Origin of the sequence: Treponema denticola (genome assembly GCF_024181405.1) — a bacterium.
GTDB lineage: Bacteria > Spirochaetota > Spirochaetia > Treponematales > Treponemataceae > Treponema_B > Treponema_B denticola_D.
On sequence record NZ_CP051302.1, the window covers coordinates 1,015,253 to 1,033,492 of the forward strand.

Below are 18,240 nucleotides of genomic sequence, written 5' to 3' on the forward strand. Positions count from 1 at the left end.
GCATAAAATACGAATTTAATTGTGTTAAATTTATATAATGTATAAAAATCATATTCGTAATTGCAAATAGTCAATATTCATAGCTTGGGCTATTTTTTCCAGTGTTGCTCTTCGATTCTTTTTGGATGTTTCCATCTGACTATAGGCTGCTTGGCTTATCCCCATTTTTTCGGCAATTTCAGTCTGTGTAAGGTTTAAGTATTCACGCCATGCCTGAATGGAACTCATATCTTCCAAATGTATTTTTTTTATTACTTCATGCGGAATTGTTTCTTTTTCGTTAAATTCTCTTACCTTATGATTACATAATGTTTGAAAAGCTTTAAAAGGGATAACCGCATATTCCGGTTTTCCGTCCTTTCCTGCGATAAACTGAACATCAATAAGTGTTGTCATCTCTTTTTTTCACCTCCTCGATTGATAATATATGTATTTTTTCAATGTGATTAAATAGAATCCTATATCTACCGACACGCAATCGATAATCGTATTTATGATTACTTAATGCTTTTACATTTAAAACATACGGAAATCCGGATAATGTATCAACAGCTTCAAGAATTTGCTTTTTATCAGCTTTTTGTATTTTGTTAAGTTGTTTTGACGCTTTTCGGCTCCACCTAATCGATACCATTATTTTATTATAAGATAATTATAAGCTTTTGTCAATTATTTTTTTTCAATTTATTCTGATCGGTTTCGCAGTGCATACATCAGTTTCTGCCCCTTATAAAGGGATTCGGAAATAAAGATCGGAAAAAGTTTAAAAATTTTTAAAAGACCTTTTTTACCGCCCCTTGCCTTCCAAGAGTAATCCAGCTTTGTCCAAATAGAAAACAAAAGAGGAATAAAAAACAAAAAAAGGGAAAACAAAACGGCAAGCTTAAAGGGTAACATTTTTTCCAGAGCCTCTTTTAATTGGCGAGAGCTTGTGGTATTAAAAAAAAGGGAGCTTATCTGCATAAGGCAGACAAGTTTTAAAATAAGAAAGGCCAAATCTTTTATATCGGTTTCCGTTTTTATAAAAACCGAAAAAACATGGAGGCTTACAAGAAGCAGGCAATAAGGCAGGATCGGTTTTAAATCCAGTAATTGCTCTAAAAACGAAAAACCTATAAAACGGGCAAAAAAAACAAAAAAGACCGAATAAAAGAAAACATAATTAGGAAAGAAAAAAATTATGGCTGTAAAGCCGAAAAGAAAAAACAATTTTAAAAGGGGGGACATCCTATGTAAAAAGCTCGTTCCCCTTCTGTAAGAAAATAATGGCCTTATATCCAAATTAAATCCTCCCTTTTTGTGTATGAAGTAAGAGGAGGCCTTATACTCCATTCTTTTAGGTTTTGTCCTAAACCCTCTTCCGCAGTCCCGTCAAAAACCTTTTTACCCCTATGGAGAACTAAAAACCTATCGGCAAGGGCATAGCATTTTTCAAGCTCATGGCTTAAAAGAAGGATGGTATAGTTTTCAGCCTTTAATTTTTTAATAATGGAATTAACCTGCACTACCCCCTCATAATCCAAATTTGCATAGGGCTCATCAAAGATGATTACGGGAAACTTCATCGCCAAAATTCCTGCAACGCAAAGCCGCCTCTTTTCTCCTCCCGATAAGGAACGGGAAGAATAATACCGCTTATCCTTTAAGCCTGTTTTTTCCAAGGCTTCTTCCAATCTTTTTTTTCTTTCTTCCGGCGGAAGTTTTATATTCTTTAACCCAAACAAAATATCTTCTTCAGGTGTTTCTCCCAATATCTGCAAGTCTGAATCCTGAAAAACTATGCCACATCTTTCTTTTACATCTACAAGCCCCGATGATGGCCTTATAAGCCCTGCAATAATCGACATAAGAAGGGTTTTTCCCGAACCGTTAGCTCCCGAAATAAGAAGGCTCTCGCCCTTAAAAACGCTCAAAGAAATTTCGTCCAAGGCCTTAAAATTAACCGTTCCGTCAAAAGAGCTTTGAACAAATGTCTTGCTTATATTTTTTAAGCTTATAATTTCTTCTTTCATAGTTTAAGAAGAAACCTCTAAAAAATATCTTGCCGTAACGGGACGCAACTTATAAATTAAAGCGGAAACCAATATCATCTTAATAAAATCCCCCGGCAAATAAGGAATACAGGCAAGGCTCAAGGATTCAAAAAGCCCCCTGTTTGTAAGCTGCATAAATCTTGTTATCCCAAAAACATAAATAAGAGCAAAGCCCGAAAAAGAGGCTGCAATTATTTTTAAATAGTTTATTAACTTAATGCTCTTATTTTTACCTGAAGAAACTAAAGCAAGGTCTTTTTCTCCGGGCTTTCTAAAAAAAATAATCAAAAAAGCTGCTGCCGCAAGATAGCCGATTAAAAAGCCTCCCGTAGGCCCCAAAAGATGGGCAAGCCCCCCTCTTCCGCCCGAAAAAACGGGAAGACCGAGTAAACCTGCAATCAAAAAAAGAGCTGTTGAAGCAGTCCCGTAAAGCCCCCCTAAAAGCCCCGATGCCAAAATAGGCATCATGTTTTGAAGCACTATGGGAACGGGAGTTCCGGGAAGAGGAAAGGCTATAAACCCGCTTACGGCAATAAAGGCAGCAAAAAGCGGAACAAAAATCGGCATAATCGATAGTTTAAAATTTGAGCTCATATTTTCTCCAAATCAAATTGATAACCATAATAATAAAACAGGGTAACAATTTAAGAAGCCTATGTCAAGCCCCCGCATTGCCTCAAGTTAAATCTAAGCGATTCGGTTTAAAATATTTTGTCAGTCTAAAACTCAAGCTGTTTTATCCTCGGAATCATTTCAAGATTTGGTTTGCGATTGCTTATTTCGATTACCGTTAAATCACCGAGAGCGGCGATGTCTTTGCGAATTTCGCCTGCGAGCCCGGAATCAACGGCTGTAAAGCAATCGTCTAAAACTATGAGTTTACTCCTACATAAAAGAGCCCTTGCAATTCCAATGCGTTGGGTTTGTCCGCCTGAAACGCCTCCCGTTAAGTTACCGACTTTTGTTTCCAAGCCCTTGGGCATGGTTTCCAAATCTTTGTCTAAGCGGGTAATTCTTAAAACTTTTTGGATTTCCGCTTCGGTAATCTTTCCTTCCGTTTCAGAGCTGACACCAAGTAAAAGATTTTCACGCAAGCTTGCGTTAAAAATTTGCGGGGTCGGCGGAATATAAACGGCAAGGGGCGAAACAAAAATCGCCTCGGGTTTTTCTATTATTTTTCCATTTAAGATTATTTCACCGCCGGTTTTTTTAGTAATTCCCAGCATGGACTTTATCACGGAGCTTTTTCCCGAAGCAACGGCTCCTGTAATAAAATAATACTCCCCGCCGTAAATGTCGAACGATTTTTCTATTTTGAAATTGCTCTCGGGATACTCCACACAAAGATTTTTTACAACAATGGACTCGATATTATATTCTTGCGGACTTTTTATATCAAGCTGTTCATCCTCGTTTTTAGCTTTTGTATAAATATCTTGAACACGCTCCAAAGAAATTTTTGTTTGTTTTACGCTCACAAAAAAATCCGAAACGGAAGATGCAAAGTTAGAAAGTGAAACAGATAAGCTGATAAAAAACGCAAGATCTCCCACAGAAAAACTAATAGTCTCGATGTTTAAAGCAATAAAAATCAACATTGCCGAAGTAATCAGCTGATGCCCTAATCTAAAAAGTGATTTAATTAAAGAGCTGCCGATATTTTCCTGAAGAGCGGCTTTTGCAGCTTTTTGATTTATATCAAAATAAGCATCGATAAAGTTTTGATTTTTATAATCGGTTTTTATTTCTTGGGCGGATTGTAATGCAGTCGTTAAAAAACCTGAAGTTGCCGCGGCCGCTTTGAGGCTGTTTTCACGCCAGCGTTCTACCTTTGGAAGCAGCAAAGTAATAATCCCAATATTAAAAGCAATTAAAAAGAGAGCAATAAATGTAAAAGTTACATTAACGGAAAACATTAACACAACTGTTACTATAGCAACGACTAGCGATGTAGAAAAATGCGGAAAAGATCCTGTGAGTAAAGAAGAAAGTTGATCTATATCTTCACGGAATTTATAAGCGGTTTCCCCGATTGCTTCCGAAGTATAAAACTCTTTCGGTTGTAATATAATTGCCCGAAGCATTTTGTTTACAAAAAGTTTTTTTATTTTTGTTCTAAAAAGCCAACCTATATTCATAGTTATATATGCAAAAGCTGTAAACAAAAATCCGGTCGCCATCAAAATAATAATAAACCAAACACCCAATGGCAAATCAATTTTATTTTCAAAAAGAGAAAACATTTGCTTTTCGATAAATGCAGGAAACAACCCGGAGGTAAACTGAAGCAAAAAAGCCGAGACCATTGCCGCCAAGAAAAAAAACGGATGCCGTTTTATAACTTTTAAGTTGACTGATAATAAGGATTCCGGTTTAATTTGTTTCATTTGCTCCTCCTTCGGAGAGGTTAGCTTTTTCTCCTTGAAATAATTTTCCATTCTCCAATAAAAATTTTACATTTGTTTTTTCTAAAGTTTCAGTTCTGTGGGCAATTATAATTGCCGTTTTGTTTTCTATAAGCTCATTAAATGCAAGCTGAATTTTTTCCTGCTCAGTGTTATCAAGTTTTGCAGTGGACTCGTCCAAAATAATAATTTTACTTTGTTTTAAGAATAATCTCGCACAAGCTAAAAGCTGAGTTTCTCCACCGGAAAAATTTGCCGCTCCGTCTTCACAAATATAATCTAAGCCTCCCGGTAGAGCCATAATCTTTTCATACATTCCGCTTTTCTTTAAAGCTTCTTTTATTTGCTCATCGGAAATGCTTTGGTCAAACATTCGGATATTATCCCGAATACTTGCATAAAAAAGAACAATACTCTGACTAACATATTCGATATTTTCAGCAAGCGATTTTTGACTGAACTCATTTAATGGAACACCGTTTAATAAAATTTCTCCGGACTGAGGTTCGTAAAGCTTTAATAAAAGCTTTACGAGAGTTGATTTTCCGCTTCCCGTTCTTCCCTGTAAAGCACAATGATCTCCTGCATTTATTTTAAAACTTAAATTATCTAAAATCAAATCCCGCTCATCATAAGCAAAGGAAACATTTTTAAACTCGACACTGTATGTTTTATCATCGAGAGTTTTATTCCCGAAAGAAATATGTGGCTTTTCAATGTATAATTTAAAAACCCTATTTATCCTTGCACCAAGCCCTTGAAATGTAGTTGCATTTTGAGCGAGCATTTCAAGCGGCCATTCTAAAAGCACAAAATAATTATATAACATAAAAGTCTGACCGAGGCTTAGCTTCGCATCTTTTAGTAAATAAAACAAGATCACAACCAAACAGGATTTTTCAATAAATGTTATGGCTTGGCTTAACATCATCGTAAAAGTAAAAAGTCTATAAAATTTTTTTTCATTTTTAAAAGATGTATCGTGTAAGCTGTCTGAGTTTGCAAGGATTTTACCTTTTGCGTTTAAGCTGTGAAGCTCTTCTCGTCCTGTAATACTTTCCGTAACAAGGGCATTTACCTCTGCCATGTTTTTTCGCACAGTTTCAAGAGAACTAGTATCTTTTTTAGATTGACGCAACATCATAATAATACTGATAACGGAACAAAGAACAAAAATACATCCTAATAGAACGGAATTAAAAAAAACAATTATTAAAATTCCCGATAGAATAATAATATTCGAAATTATATCAAGTACAAAAGTAGAAATATTATTTGAAAGAATTAATACATCGCCTTCAACACATTCTACCAATTCGCCGACAGGATTATTATGATAAAACCCCATATCCAATTGCAAAAAATTTTTTAGCATATCGGAACGCAGTGCTTTAGTTAAACTCCAAGAAAGCTTTTGCATAAAAAAATTGCGGAAAGTATTTAAAACCTCTACAAAAAAAACAAACCCCAAATAAAAAAGAGCAATTACTAAAATGCTTTTTGTCCCAAGTCCGCCTGAAACTCCGTCTATAAACTTTTGAAAAAGCTGAGGTATGTACAAAGTAAGCCCAATATGAGAAAAAAAGAATAAACATAAACTCGCAAAAAGTATTTTATGCCTAAATAAAAATTTTTTAAAGTACGAAATAAACGATTTATGTGGTGTCATGATCATAAATATCCTTAAATTAGTTTTAAATATACATACTTGCAAATAGTCTATCATGTTGAAAATACGTTGTCAAGTCTATTCTCCCATACTTGAAGCCTCCTACAAAATAAGCTATAATACTCACGATATGAAATATAAAAATCTACCGGTATACGAACAAAAAGACAGAATATTGGAAATGCTTGAGCACAATCAGGTAATCGTTGTAGAAAGCCCTACGGGTTCAGGCAAGACTACCCAGCTGCCGGTTATTTTACATGAAGCAGGCTACAGCCGTTCAGGTATGATAGGCGTTACCCAGCCGAGGCGTATTGCAGCCCTTTCGGTGAGCGAATTTATTTCAAAACAGCTTAAAGAGCCGATGCCCGGCCTTGTCGGATATAAGATGAGGTTTGAAGATAAGACTTCAAACGATACGAAGATAAAAATAATGACAGACGGCATTCTTTTACAGGAACTGAAACTGGATCCTTGGCTCAGCAAGTATTCCGTAATCTTGGTCGATGAGGCTCATGAGCGTAGCTTAAATATAGACTTTATATTGGGACTTTTAAAACGGATAATAACGGAACGAAAAGATTTTAAGGTTATAATTTCGTCGGCCACAATAAATACCGATCTATTTTCGATGTACTTTGACGGATGCCCCGTAATCAAAATCGATGCCATCACCTACCCCGTTACCCTGATCTTTGACCCCCCTGCGGTTAAGGCTTCTACCGATACCCAAGAAGCGGAAACGGCCTTGATGGACAAGATAGCCTCGATTGTAGGCCGCATTTTAAGTGAAGGACGGAGCGGTGCCATTCTGGTTTTTCTTCCGGGGGAAAGAGCCATCAAGGACTGCATTGAAAGGCTGTCAAAAGAACCGTGGTACAGAAAACTTTTTATCCTCCCCCTTTACGGCCGTTTAAGCAAAGAAGAACAAGAAAGAGTTTTTAAATCCCCGCCATTTGGGAAAAAGAAGATTGTTATATCGACAAACATAGCGGAAACATCCATAACGATAAATGACATTGCTGCCGTTATAGACTCGGGGCTTGCAAAACTTAACTTTTATAATCCTTTTACCTTTACCTCAAGTTTGGATGAAACCCTAATATCTAAGGCCTCATGTAATCAAAGACGAGGCAGAGCCGGAAGAACTCAGGAAGGCGTATGCTACCGCCTTTACACCCGCAAGGACTTTGAAACAAGGCAGCTTTATACCCTCGAAGAAATCTACCGTACAGACCTATCAGAGGTTGTTATGCGTATGGCGGAACTGGGAATTCTCGACTTTGAAAATTTCGATTTTATTTCGCCTCCGGGAAAAAAGGGCATAATAGGAGCCATAGACACCTTAAACATGCTCGATGCCCTAGAAAGCGACCGCTCTTTAAGCAGCATAGGAAAGATGATGTGTCTTTTCCCTTTAGCTCCAAGGCAATCCCGAATCATAGTTGAAGCAATTACAAGATACCCCGACCTTGTAGAAGAGGTTTTAATCGCTGCGGCCTTTTTATCGGCACGGAGCCCCGTCATCTTCCCTGAAGGCGAAGAAATCGAAGCCCGCAAGGCTCACGCCCTTTTTGATGAACCCCTCGGAGACTTTGCTTCGTTTTTAAAGGTTTTTAGAATGTATTCTCAAGCCCTCGATAAAGAAAGGTTTTGTAAAATTCACTATCTCGATGACAGAGTAATGGCTGAAATAGCCAATATAAAAGAACAACTTGAACTCATAGTTTCGGATATAGGTGTTCCGATTCTTTCGGGCGGAAAAATGGAACACTACCTTACGGCTATAGCCAAGGGAATGATTCAGTTTGTATGCTCGGCTCAGGGAAGGGACTCTTACCGCTCCCTCACAACAGAAAAGATTTTTATCCACCCCGGCTCCTGCATGTACAAGGAAAAAGAACAGTTTATAGTTGCAGGCGAAATAGTTAGAACTTCGCGCATGTATGCCATGTCGGTTTCTCCTCTTTCAAAAAAGATAATTGAAGAGGTTGCCCCTGCCCTTTTAGAAAGGAAGGATAAAGGGTCAAAAAAAGAAAAAGACGAACACAGGACAGAACAAAAAGAAGAAAAGAAGAAGCCGGAAGAAGAAAGCGTTCTTATCGAGGGAACTCGCTATCTTATCAAAAAAATAAAGGGCAAAAAGCATCTCATTCTTCCTTGGAAAGAATTTAAGGTTACGGCCGAGGCTCTCCGCAAAAAATACAGTGAAGAAAATCAAAACGGAGCCTTGGAGCAATTAAAGGGCTTGAGGGGAAAAATAGAAATCAACAAAAGCGAGCTCCTCTCAGGCGAAAAGATGGACTTAATTTTAAATGTGGTAAATAATTTTAATATCGAACAGATAGAAAAAACCGAAGATGAAAAGCGCTTTGACAAAAATAAAAATTATTTTATTGAAGAAGATTTGGAAGCCCTTGTAAATTCCTTAAACCTCTTATTTAGAACTACAATAGCAAAAAAGACTACAAAGCAGCTGGGCTTTATAACCCTCTTTTGTGACGGTACAGGACATTTTTGGTTTAAAACCTCAAGAGGTTTTCATACGGCCTTACACGAAAGCCTTGTATCCCTTCAAAGCTTGATTGACCTTGCAGGAGAAAATTTTAATGAAGACCAAAAAATAATAGTCCGCACTATCTACGGAAAAATGAATAAGATGATTTAAAGAAGTTTCTAAAACTGAAGTTTTTAGAGGCGTTAATTGGAGGTGCTTATGTGGTGGTTAGTTTTTGTTTTGAGCGGTATTTTTGTGTTTTTATTTTTAAAAAAATCGTGGAAAGAAAATTCGGAAGGGGTTAAATTAAACGACGGAACTGCTGCAGAAGATGAAGCCTTAGATGATGTAGTTGAAATGGAAGATGCTTTTTTTGAAGCTGTCCAATCGGGAAAAAAGGTCGTCAAATTTATGCACTTGTTCTATCAAGAAGACTTAATGATGATAAAATCATTATTTCAAAGTGAACATATTCCATACCGTGTTGAAAATGAACATGTAGCTTCGGTTCTTGTAGGATACGGTGTTACCGGCTTTAACCATACCGACTTTTATATTCTTCGTGAAGATTATGATGATGCATTTAAAATCGTAAAAGAATATGCAGAAAACAAGCGTTTATCCGGAAAGGTTTCAGGAATGGCGGATAAAATGGGAGCTGTAATTACCGTTTTATTTGCATCAAGTTTTATACCGGAAAAACATGAAACTTCAGGTATAGTGGTTTTTAAACTTGAAGAAGAAGATTAATCCTTTTAACTCGAAAACGATTAATTAAGCTCTTTTATTTTTTTTAATAGGGAGGCCGCCTGATAGTTTTTAGGATTTAATTCCAAGGCATAGCCTAAGACACTTATAGCCCTATCATAAGCCTTTCTTTCATAAAAGATTGAAGCAATCTCATAGTGCAGCATACTTTGTCTTTTTTTATCCTGAGTCATTGATACGGCAAGGCTGTAGGCATTTACAGCCTCTTCGGTTTTGCCGGACATATAATACATATAGGCGGAATTTACCGTAGAAGCATAAGCATAGGCAGGAAGTTGTGCAGAAGCCGCAAAAGAAGATACGGCATTTTCAAAGTCTCCGCTCAAAGCCGAATTTATTCCTGCATAAAAAGAATCTTCATATCGTTTTCCTATTTCACTAACGCTAAGACAAGCATTAAAATCTCCTGATTGAGCAAAGTACCATTTTGCATATTCTCTGATAATGGACTCCTTGCCGTATTTTTCAAGAATCTTCCACATATCGGCCTTGCCCCTTGCTTTGGAAGCATAGGTTTTATCCGTTATTTGATTGTATCTAAATTCTTCTAAAATAAACCTTTGGTCAAAATTCGGAGTCTTCATAGCCCTTGCTAAAAGGTCTTCAGGCTTATATGTCATCTTGGGAGAGGTAAAATAAGTTTCTTCCATCTTCATTGAATAAAAGCCCTTAGATTCAAGATAGGCACTAAGCTCGTCTTGCGAATTTAATTCGCGTAAAGCAATATCTTCACGGACATAGCGGGCTATAACGGGATAAAAGCCGGGATATAAATCTATACATTCTATTAAAAGATCTACACGCTCTTTTTCATCAGGAGCCGTAAGAGCCAAATCATAAAATACTATGGGAGAAGCTTCGGGACTTCTATCGGCCGCAGCCTGCCAAAAGGCCCTAGCCCTTTCCGTATCTCCTTGCCCGAAGGCTGCATCGGCAGCAAGCATAAGATGAAGCCGTGCATTTTCAGCCGTTTTACCTTCGCCTCCGTCTTTATCCGCATAAACAAGAGAAAAATATAAATCGCCGAAAATAGAATCGAAGACACCGAGGTCGTAAACAATACAGCTCCAAAAAAAAGGATGCTCAGGAGCAACATCATTCGGAATATTATAGCGTAAATGAGAAGCCTCCCTTAAACGGCCCTTAGCTGCCAAGACAATAGCGGCATTCTTTAAAAAAACTTGATTTTCAGTTTTATCGTAAGCTGCTTTTAAAAGACTAAAATCGGAATTAAAGGAATTTAAGGCGATATCGGATAAAATAGAGGCTTCGGCACCCAATGAAGCATAAGGCGTATCTTTTAATTTTTCACAATAAGGCAGGGCTTCAGCCGGCTTTCCTGAATCAATAAGAATTGAAGTTAATAAGGCAGAAAGCTCCGGTGAATCAGGAAAATTCTTTATGCCCGTTTGAAGAGAGATTAAGGCATCGGGAATAGAATTAAGTTTTAATTGCCGTTTGACAATACTTACATAATTTGTAGAATTTACGGCCTTTTTTTGAAGACGTTTTAAACTCTTCAAAGCCTTAGCCTGATAACCTTCCGCTATTTGAAGATCAATCTTGGAAAGTTCTTTAAAAAAAGCTTGTTCATTAGTTTTGCCCGAACAAGAAAAAAATAAAAAAGCTATAAAAAGAATAAAAACTGTCTTTAGCCGCCGCATTTTTAAATTTTAAGACTTATTTTTAATACTGTCAAGTACCGCATTTACAAATTTATAGGAATCATCGGTACCGAAATCTTTGGCCAAATTTATAGCCTCATCTATTACAATGGGCGGAGGGGTATCTTTTTGATATATAAGAGAATAGACACTCAATCTTAAAATTGCCTTATCAACCGAATTAAGCCGATCTATAACCCAGTTATCCAGATTTTCCTGAATTACCTTATCTATTTCGGTTATATTTTCGATTGTCCCCAAGACCATCATTTTAGGAAAGAGATAGCTATTGGGATCCTTTATAGAGTCTTCATTTTGCCAAGAGAAATTCAATAAATCGTCAAGGACGGCTCCTCCAACATCCCAAGCAACAAGGGCTTGAAAAGCGAGAATCCGTCCTCTGCGTCTGCCTACACTCATTTAAAATCTATCGATTACCACTTAAGAAGTTTATCAAGTTCAGCATCGCTTTTTAATATCTTGCAATTATCATCGGTGCGTAAACTTTCATATGTAGTTTGAATGATAGATTGAATAGCATTTAGTGCAAGTCCCTGAGAAAGAAGGGCTTTTATCTGATCATAAAGCGTAACTGTAGATGAGGGATCAGGGACATCACTTAAAGTTAAAATTTTGGCATTAAGCTTTTCCGTTATAACAAAAAACTGTCTGCTGTCTACCCTATCCTGTATATCGAATATATAGTTTACATCTTTTGAGAAAATTTCCATTAAGGCTTCAGGAGTAGCATTTAACAACTGAGCACCCTCTGCCGTTTTAGGTATATAACCTTCTTGGGCAACGTAATTACCGGCTTCTGCATTTTTCTTGATATTTGCAATCTCTTTTATATTCTTCTTAACCTTTTTGTGCAATTCATTAATTTTATCTATTTCTTCCTTGTCTTTACCTTCTTTTTTTACTGCGACAAAAAGCATTTTGACCATATCGGGACGAACCAACTCACCTTTTTTCATTTCATAGTATGAACGTATCTGAGCGTCTGTAGGTGTTGCCATTTTTACAATTTCTGCTTGATGTTTTGAAGCTATATAGTTTTGAATTATAAGATTATCTTTGATAATTTTTTTGAGTTCTTCAACAGTACAACCTGTTTGTTTTTTCATAAACTCGTCAAGCGATATGTTTTCTTTTTGTTTTATCAATTTAGCGAATTCGCTCTCTGTTATTGGATATTTTACATATTGAGAAAGCACATCGTTAAAAGCGTTATCAACTTGGGAATTGGAAATCTTGATATTTTCTTTTTCGGCAGCTTGAACCAAAAGCTTGGTTCGCATTAAACTTTCCAAAACAAGCTTTTTATCATCATTTGTAGCTATATTTCCGCCCTGAGATTCGGCAAATTTTACAAGCTTTTTAAGCTGACCAAGAGTTATAGGTTCCTTTTTTGACAGATTTACCTGTGCAATAACCTGTAAATCATTTTGGGCAGACAAAAGGCCCAAAAAACCGACTAACATAACTGCAATAAAAATGTTCTTTTTCATTTTATCCTCATCTATTATCCCATATGGGGATGATATATTTTAAAGAAGGCAAAGCCGACCTTCGCCCTATTAACAAAATTGAACGGCAATAAGTTACATTTAATGTTCAAGTACAGCTCTTATTCGCCTGACCCCTGAGGAAGAAGACTGTTCTTTTTTAATGCAAAAGCGACCTAAAGAACCTGTTCTTTCAACGTGGGGGCCTCCGCAAACCTCGGTAGAAAAGTCTCCTATTTTATATACCTTAACAACATCTTCATATTTTTCGCCGAAAAGAGCCATCGCTCCTATTTTTTTTGCTTCTTCTAAAGGCATAACTTCCATAGTTACGGGCAAATCGGCCTTTATAGCCTCATTTACAAGCCTTTCAACCTCTTTTTTTTCGGCCTCCGTCATGGGCTCGGGATGAGAAAAGTCGAAGCGGAGCCTTTCAGCCGTTATATTCGAGCCTTTTTGCTGAACATGATCGCCTAAAACCATTCTTAAAGCCTTGTGCAAAAGATGGGTTGCCGTATGATAGGCCGTTGTCTGCTCCGAATGGTCGGCAAGACCGCCCTTAAATACCTGTTCGCTTCCGGCTCTGGATAGCTCCTGATGCTTTTTAAAAGCCTCATCAAATTCTTCCCTGTTTACGGTTAAGCCCGATTCGGAGGCAAGTTCTTCCGTTAATTCTATAGGAAAGCCGTAGGTATCATAGAGTTTAAAGGCCATTCTTCCCGGAATAATCTTTTTAGGATTTTTTAAAAGGTTAGGAAGCATTTTTTCGAATTCTGCCTCGCCTTTTTTTAAGGTTTCAAGGAATTTATCTTCTTCGGCCTTAAGTTCCGTTAAAATTAAGGTTTCATTTTCTTTTAGTTCGGTATAAAAACCGGCATTTTGAGCTATAACGGCAGAAGCCGGAACGGATAAAAAGTTGCCGTCTATGCCGAGCTTTTTGCCGTGCCTTACGGCCCTTCTGATAAGCCTTCTTAAAACATAGCCCGCCCCGATATTTGACGGAAGTGTGGTTTTCGGATCTCCCAAAATAAAGCAGGCTGTTCGGACATGGTCGGCTATAATTCTGATAGAGGTATCGGTTTTTTCGTTATCGCCGTATTTTACGCCGCTTATGTCTTCGATAGATTTAATAATTGAGGTAAAGGCTTCGGTATTATAAACGGAAGACTTTCCCTGAAGCATGGCAACTGTTCGTTCAACCCCCATTCCCGTATCTACGCATTTTCTTTTTAAGGGAGAATATGATCCGTCCATGTTTTTATGATATTGCATAAAAACATTGTTCCATATTTCTACATATTTACCGCAGTTACAGCCTGGGCGGCAATTTGAACCGCAGGCAGGTTTTCCCGTATCTATAAAAATTTCAGTGTCGGGACCGCAAGGGCCTGTTTCACCGGCTGGGCCCCACCAGTTATCTTCTTTCGGTAAAAAGAAAATTCTATCTTTAGAGACACCCAGACTTTCCCAAATAGAAGCGGATTCATCATCACGGGGAGCATCTTCATTTCCTTCAAAGACAGTAAAGGAAAGTTTATCTATAGGAATCCCTAAATATTTTTCGTCCGTTAAAAATTCGAAGCTATAGGCGATTGATTCTTTTTTAAAATAATCTCCCAAAGACCAGTTTCCAAGCATTTCAAAAAAGGTCAGGTGAGAAGCATCCCCTACATCATCTATATCGCCCGTGCGCACACATTTTTGCACATCGGTTAAACGGGTTCCCGCAGGATGAGGCTCCCCCATTAAATAAGGGACAAGCGGGTGCATACCGGCAGTTGTAAATAAGACCGTGGGGTCATTTTCAGGGATAAGAGACCTCCCCGAAATTTCCACATGCCCCTTGCTTTTAAAAAAGTCTATATATTTTGAACGCAGTTCATCAATCGTAATATTTTTATTCATAGGGAAACATTTTAAGGAATAAAAAAGAAATTGTCAAGAATGTTAATTATGAAATTTAATAACTTACGGAAAATTTACAAGCATAACCCCATTTTTTAATAGGGTAAAGATTTATATTGCCAATGCCGAATAGAAAAGTACGGGAGAACAAGATGAAAAAAATTATTTTTATTTTTACGATTCTTTTTGCGGTTTTTACAAGCCTGTATTCGGAAGAAACAAAGATCGAATTCGAGGTTACTCTTAATATTACCAACATCGAAACTATCGAAGGAAAGCTGTTTTTGAGTATTTACCAAGATGCACAATCTTTTAAGAAAAAGGAGCCTTTGAAGACGGTCAGCGTTCAGGTAGACGGTAAGGATATGACAATAATTGAAAAACTTCCTCAGGGAGAATATGTTTTTTTTGTTTATCAGGATATTAACGAAAACGACAAGCTGGATAGAAACTTTTTAGGCATGCCTAAGGAACCTGTAGGATACGGCAACCATAAGGGCGGAAGGCCCGGAGGATTTAACAAGCTAAAAATAGAAATCAAAGAAAATAAAAGCGTAGATATTAAACTTTTTAAAATTTAAGTTTTCTTTAGGCTAGATTTTAATCTTACTATCTGTTAAAATGCCCTCGCTTGAGAGGGCTTTTTTAATGGATAGTGTAAAAAATTTAAAAAACAAGCTTCCGCCTCACAATATGGAAGCAGAAAAGGCTGTTTTGGGAGCTATTTTAATAGATCCTGATGTCTTTACCTTTGTAAGACCGATTTTAGATGCATCAGCTTTTTATTCTCCTCAGCACCAAAAGATATATAAGGCTATTTCGGAATTAGACACCCAGTCCCAAAAGGCGGATATTTTAATATTGACAGACTATCTTCGCTCGGTAAATGAATTGGATTCAGTCGGAGGGGCAAGCTACATAGCATCGCTTACGGATGAGGTTCCAAGCTCTGCAAACTACGAATTTTATGCAAAAATCGTGTTGGAAGCAGCTATAAGAAGAAATTTGCTAAAAGTTTCCAATAAAATTTCTGCAGATGTATTTGATGACAGCATATCAAGCCGAACAGTCTTGGAAGAAGCTCAAAAAAGCATATTTGACCTTACGGAAGCCGGAAATTCGGCGACTTTTAAGTCTTTGGCTGAGGTAATAATGCCTACTTTGGAGGTTCTCCAAAAACTACACGAACGCAAGGGAGCATACACCGGTGTTCCTTCAGGTTTCGGTAATTTGGATAATATGACCTATGGATTTCAGGATTCGGAATTTATAATAATAGGAGCCCGTCCCTCCGTAGGAAAAACAGCCCTAGCCATGACCATGGCAGCCCACATTGCTATTGACGAAAAAATTCCGACAGCCTTTTTTTCTCTTGAAATGTCGGATATGCAGCTGGTACAGCGTTTGATAGCTTCAAGAGCAAAAATAAATTCGAACAGAATAAGGTCTGCAAACCTAACGGCCAGAGATTTCGGCAAGGTATCCGAAACCTGCGGTCTGCTCTATGAAGCCCCGTTTTACCTTGTGGATATGCCTAATATGAAGCTTTTGGATTTAAGAGCCATAGCCCGCCAGCTTTGCAGTCCGCCATATAACGTAAAAATCATTTTTATAGACTATATAACCCTTATTACAGGCGAAAATGCAAGCATACCGCGTCATGAACAGATTGCCGAAATTTCAAGGTCTCTAAAAAGTCTGGCAAGAGAGCTGAATATTCCAGTAGTTGCCCTATCCCAGCTGACAAGGGATGCCGAAGGGAAAAAACCGGGGCTTGCCGATATAAGGGAATCGGGTTCTCTTGAACAGGATGCCGATGTGGTCATGTTTTTACACCGTGAAAGAGCCGACACAAGCGAAGATGAAGCAAAACCTATTCCGACCGAACTCATTTTGGCAAAACAAAGAAACGGCCCCATAGGCACAGTTCCGCTCTTGTTTTTATCCCAATATACGACCTTTGTTACCGAAGCTAAAGAAAAATGATAGATAAAAAGATAAAATCTTCTTGACTATTGGCGGGAAAAGAAGGATAATATATCTATGATTATTATTTTAAGGAGGTTTCTTTGAAAAAAGTAAGAGTATTACTTTTACTATTGTCTGTTCTTTTTATGTTTTCCTGTAAGTCTGCTCCCAAGCAAAAAGAAGAAAAGCCGGCTGAACCTGAAAAAACTCAAGAACAAGTAGTAAAGGAAGAAACAGATAAGAAAGCAAATGAAAAAAATATGTCTGATGATTATTACACAGTATATTTTGCACCGCAATCTTATCAAATCGACCAGTTTACTGCACAGATACTAAAAGAAATAGGCGAAGATCTAAAAGCAAAAAATGTAAAGAAAATCGTCATTTACGGTCACAGTGCAAAACTGGATTCACAAAAGGATGAAGATCGTATTGCATTACAGCGGGCAATTGCTGTTGCAAGCTATTTTCAAAAAATGAAGCTGTTTGATGCGAACAATATAATCGTAGAAGGTAAAGGAGCACGTGAACCAGCCCGAAGCCATTCAGAGATTACTGACCGCTTAAAAAACCGAAGAGTAGAAATTCACAGTGTTAAATAAACACTATGAAACTTTAAAAAATCATTTTGGAGGTAACTAATGATTAAAAAAATTTTTTTCGTAGCCGTATGTTCACTTTTAGTTGTTTCAGCTTGGGCACAGGCTCCTTCGATTGTCGGAACAGACTATGTCCGCCCCGCAATTCACTATGTTGAAGAAGGCTCCAACTATGTAAACAGTGATGTCTTTTTTAAACTAAGATCAGCCGATAAGGAAACCGGTCTTGACTTTGTAGAATTTGCCTTGAATGGAGCAGCCTTTATGAGATACAAAAACCCCTTCCAACTTCTTGAAGAAGGAAAATATGATATTTCATACAGAGGATTTGATAACAGCGGAAACCTGGAATTGCCCAAAACCTTGTCGGTAATCGTAGACAATACGGCTCCTGATACAATGATCAAGACAACAGAACCTTTGTACAATGACGGTGCAGTAGTTTATTGCTCATCAAATACAAAGTGGTATGTTTCTGCCGCCGACATTGTCGGAGGATCAGGTGTAGCAGCCGGTTACATGGGAACGGACCTTAACTCTCTTAAAATTTCCGGAAACGGAAAAGAGTCGGAGCAGACCTATGTTTCTTTAGATGGTGAAGGACCCGTAAACCTTTATTACACAGCTATTGACAATGTAGGAAACCTTGCTCCTATTAAGTTACTCGCAGTTACTATCGACAGAACAGCACCCGTTGTAAGCATTGCAAATTCAAACCGTCTTATCAACAAGGATGAGGAGTACATGGTATTCCCCAGCAATAATGTTGTAGATGAAGAAGGCAGAGTTATTGTTTCTACAAGTGAAACCGTTTCATTTGCAGCAAAAGACGACCTTTCAGGCGTTGATGCAATTTATGTAAAAGTAAATGACGGAGAATATACCAAGTATGTAGAACCGATCAGATTTACACAAAATGCAGTTTACAAAATCGAAGTTAAAGCTATCGATAACGTAGGCAATGTTTCTGATCCTGTCTTATACACATTCTATGTTGATCAGATTACACCTAATTCGGAAGTTGATATAATCGACAGGACCGGGAATCTTCTCCCGGCCACAACCCCCGCAAATGCCCAGTAAAAAAATTGAGGCATCACCGATAAATCGGCTTCCGATATAACGATTAATCGTTATAAGATTAATCGGTTTCCGATATAATCGGTAATATAAAAAAGCCGAAGTAAACGGGATATCCCTGCTTCGGCTTTTTTTATTTTGTAA

17 protein-coding genes are annotated in these 18,240 nt (G+C 37.6%); 6 read left to right on the plus strand and 11 right to left on the minus strand.

Annotated features, from left to right (window positions below; translation table 11 throughout):
- Nucleotides 1-48 precede the first annotated feature (48 nt).
- The 7 genes from HGJ18_RS04705 to HGJ18_RS04735 form a co-directional block, all read right to left on the minus strand.
- Entirely contained in the window at nt 49-396 is a 348-nt protein-coding gene (locus HGJ18_RS04705; RefSeq protein WP_253697942.1) for a helix-turn-helix domain-containing protein, read from the minus strand.
- The gene (locus tag HGJ18_RS04710; protein ID WP_253697943.1) at nt 380-634 is read right to left on the minus strand and encodes a type II toxin-antitoxin system RelE family toxin; all 255 of its coding nucleotides are present in this window, start codon (nt 632-634) and stop codon (nt 380-382) included. Before HGJ18_RS04710 ends, HGJ18_RS04705 begins: the two co-directional genes overlap by 17 nt.
- A gap of 50 nt (nt 635-684) precedes the next feature.
- Nucleotides 685-1,281 (minus strand): CbiQ family ECF transporter T component, encoded by a 597-nt coding sequence (locus tag HGJ18_RS04715; protein WP_253697944.1) that lies wholly within the window; start codon nt 1,279-1,281, stop codon nt 685-687.
- Nucleotides 1,272-2,012 (minus strand): energy-coupling factor ABC transporter ATP-binding protein, encoded by a 741-nt coding sequence (locus tag HGJ18_RS04720; protein ID WP_253697945.1) that lies wholly within the window; start codon nt 2,010-2,012, stop codon nt 1,272-1,274. The genes HGJ18_RS04715 and HGJ18_RS04720 overlap by 10 nt, the downstream gene beginning before the upstream one ends.
- A gap of 3 nt (nt 2,013-2,015) precedes the next feature.
- Nucleotides 2,016-2,627, minus strand: coding sequence for a biotin transporter BioY (locus HGJ18_RS04725; RefSeq protein ID WP_253697946.1), 612 nt, complete (start codon nt 2,625-2,627; stop codon nt 2,016-2,018).
- 125 nt (nt 2,628-2,752) lie between these two features.
- Nucleotides 2,753-4,420, minus strand: a complete 1,668-nt coding sequence (locus HGJ18_RS04730; protein ID WP_253697947.1) for an ATP-binding cassette domain-containing protein — start codon at nt 4,418-4,420, stop codon at nt 2,753-2,755.
- Nucleotides 4,407-6,113 (minus strand): ABC transporter ATP-binding protein, encoded by a 1,707-nt coding sequence (locus HGJ18_RS04735; protein WP_301338932.1) that lies wholly within the window; start codon nt 6,111-6,113, stop codon nt 4,407-4,409. Before HGJ18_RS04735 ends, HGJ18_RS04730 begins: the two co-directional genes overlap by 14 nt.
- A gap of 124 nt (nt 6,114-6,237) precedes the next feature.
- Here HGJ18_RS04735 and HGJ18_RS04740 point away from each other — a divergent pair, with 124 nt between their 5' ends.
- Both HGJ18_RS04740 and HGJ18_RS04745 read left to right on the plus strand, forming a co-directional pair.
- The gene (locus HGJ18_RS04740) at nt 6,238-8,775 is read left to right on the plus strand and encodes a helicase-related protein (protein WP_253698316.1); all 2,538 of its coding nucleotides are present in this window, start codon (nt 6,238-6,240) and stop codon (nt 8,773-8,775) included.
- A 48-nt stretch (nt 8,776-8,823) separates the two neighbouring features.
- Nucleotides 8,824-9,354 carry a putative signal transducing protein gene (locus HGJ18_RS04745; RefSeq protein WP_253697949.1) on the plus strand — a complete coding sequence of 177 codons (531 nt, stop codon included), beginning with the start codon at nt 8,824-8,826 and terminating at the stop codon, nt 9,352-9,354.
- A 20-nt stretch (nt 9,355-9,374) separates the two neighbouring features.
- Here the strand turns inward: HGJ18_RS04745 and HGJ18_RS04750 are convergent, their stop codons facing one another.
- From HGJ18_RS04750 to HGJ18_RS04765, 4 genes are all read right to left on the minus strand, one after another.
- Entirely contained in the window at nt 9,375-11,036 is a 1,662-nt protein-coding gene (locus tag HGJ18_RS04750; RefSeq protein WP_253697950.1) for a tetratricopeptide repeat protein, read from the minus strand.
- 9 nt (nt 11,037-11,045) lie between these two features.
- On the minus strand, nt 11,046-11,456 hold the full coding sequence (gene nusB, locus HGJ18_RS04755) for a transcription antitermination factor NusB (RefSeq protein WP_002671009.1): 411 nt from the start codon (nt 11,454-11,456) through the stop codon (nt 11,046-11,048).
- A 14-nt stretch (nt 11,457-11,470) separates the two neighbouring features.
- Complete coding sequence (locus HGJ18_RS04760) at nt 11,471-12,547, minus strand: MOSP complex formation periplasmic protein, TDE1658 family (RefSeq protein WP_253697951.1); 1,077 nt, start codon at nt 12,545-12,547, stop codon at nt 11,471-11,473.
- A 99-nt stretch (nt 12,548-12,646) separates the two neighbouring features.
- A complete protein-coding gene (locus tag HGJ18_RS04765) occupies nt 12,647-14,449 on the minus strand; it encodes an alanine--tRNA ligase (protein ID WP_253697952.1) in 1,803 nt (600 codons plus the stop codon).
- A gap of 152 nt (nt 14,450-14,601) precedes the next feature.
- Here HGJ18_RS04765 and HGJ18_RS04770 point away from each other — a divergent pair, with 152 nt between their 5' ends.
- From HGJ18_RS04770 to HGJ18_RS04785, 4 genes are all read left to right on the plus strand, one after another.
- Entirely contained in the window at nt 14,602-15,030 is a 429-nt protein-coding gene (locus HGJ18_RS04770) for a DUF2141 domain-containing protein (protein WP_253697953.1), read from the plus strand.
- Nucleotides 15,031-15,097: 67 nt separating this feature from the next.
- Nucleotides 15,098-16,435, plus strand: a complete 1,338-nt coding sequence (gene dnaB / locus HGJ18_RS04775; RefSeq protein WP_002678416.1) for a replicative DNA helicase — start codon at nt 15,098-15,100, stop codon at nt 16,433-16,435.
- A gap of 83 nt (nt 16,436-16,518) precedes the next feature.
- Nucleotides 16,519-17,019: an OmpA family protein gene (locus tag HGJ18_RS04780; protein ID WP_253697954.1), complete on the plus strand. Its 501-nt coding sequence runs from the start codon at nt 16,519-16,521 to the stop codon at nt 17,017-17,019.
- A 39-nt stretch (nt 17,020-17,058) separates the two neighbouring features.
- Complete coding sequence (locus HGJ18_RS04785) at nt 17,059-18,099, plus strand: OmpL47-type beta-barrel domain-containing protein (protein ID WP_253697955.1); 1,041 nt, start codon at nt 17,059-17,061, stop codon at nt 18,097-18,099.
- The last annotated feature ends 141 nt before the right edge of the window (nt 18,100-18,240 follow it).

Coding starts and splice junctions, on each gene's coding strand:
- HGJ18_RS04705 (WP_253697942.1), bottom strand. CDS start 396: ATGACAACACTTATTGATGTTCAGTTTATCGCAGGAAAGGACGGAAAA.
- HGJ18_RS04710 (WP_253697943.1), bottom strand. CDS start 634: ATGGTATCGATTAGGTGGAGCCGAAAAGCGTCAAAACAACTTAACAAA.
- HGJ18_RS04720 (WP_253697945.1), bottom strand. CDS start 2,012: ATGAAAGAAGAAATTATAAGCTTAAAAAATATAAGCAAGACATTTGTT.
- HGJ18_RS04725 (WP_253697946.1), bottom strand. CDS start 2,627: ATGAGCTCAAATTTTAAACTATCGATTATGCCGATTTTTGTTCCGCTT.
- HGJ18_RS04730 (WP_253697947.1), bottom strand. CDS start 4,420: ATGAAACAAATTAAACCGGAATCCTTATTATCAGTCAACTTAAAAGTT.
- HGJ18_RS04735 (WP_301338932.1), bottom strand. CDS start 6,113: ATGATCATGACACCACATAAATCGTTTATTTCGTACTTTAAAAAATTT.
- HGJ18_RS04740 (WP_253698316.1), top strand. CDS start 6,238: ATGAAATATAAAAATCTACCGGTATACGAACAAAAAGACAGAATATTG.
- HGJ18_RS04745 (WP_253697949.1), top strand. CDS start 8,824: ATGTGGTGGTTAGTTTTTGTTTTGAGCGGTATTTTTGTGTTTTTATTT.
- HGJ18_RS04750 (WP_253697950.1), bottom strand. CDS start 11,036: ATGCGGCGGCTAAAGACAGTTTTTATTCTTTTTATAGCTTTTTTATTT.
- nusB (WP_002671009.1), bottom strand. CDS start 11,456: ATGAGTGTAGGCAGACGCAGAGGACGGATTCTCGCTTTTCAAGCCCTT.
- HGJ18_RS04760 (WP_253697951.1), bottom strand. CDS start 12,547: ATGAAAAAGAACATTTTTATTGCAGTTATGTTAGTCGGTTTTTTGGGC.
- HGJ18_RS04765 (WP_253697952.1), bottom strand. CDS start 14,449: ATGAATAAAAATATTACGATTGATGAACTGCGTTCAAAATATATAGAC.
- HGJ18_RS04770 (WP_253697953.1), top strand. CDS start 14,602: ATGAAAAAAATTATTTTTATTTTTACGATTCTTTTTGCGGTTTTTACA.
- dnaB (WP_002678416.1), top strand. CDS start 15,098: ATGGATAGTGTAAAAAATTTAAAAAACAAGCTTCCGCCTCACAATATG.
- HGJ18_RS04785 (WP_253697955.1), top strand. CDS start 17,059: ATGATTAAAAAAATTTTTTTCGTAGCCGTATGTTCACTTTTAGTTGTT.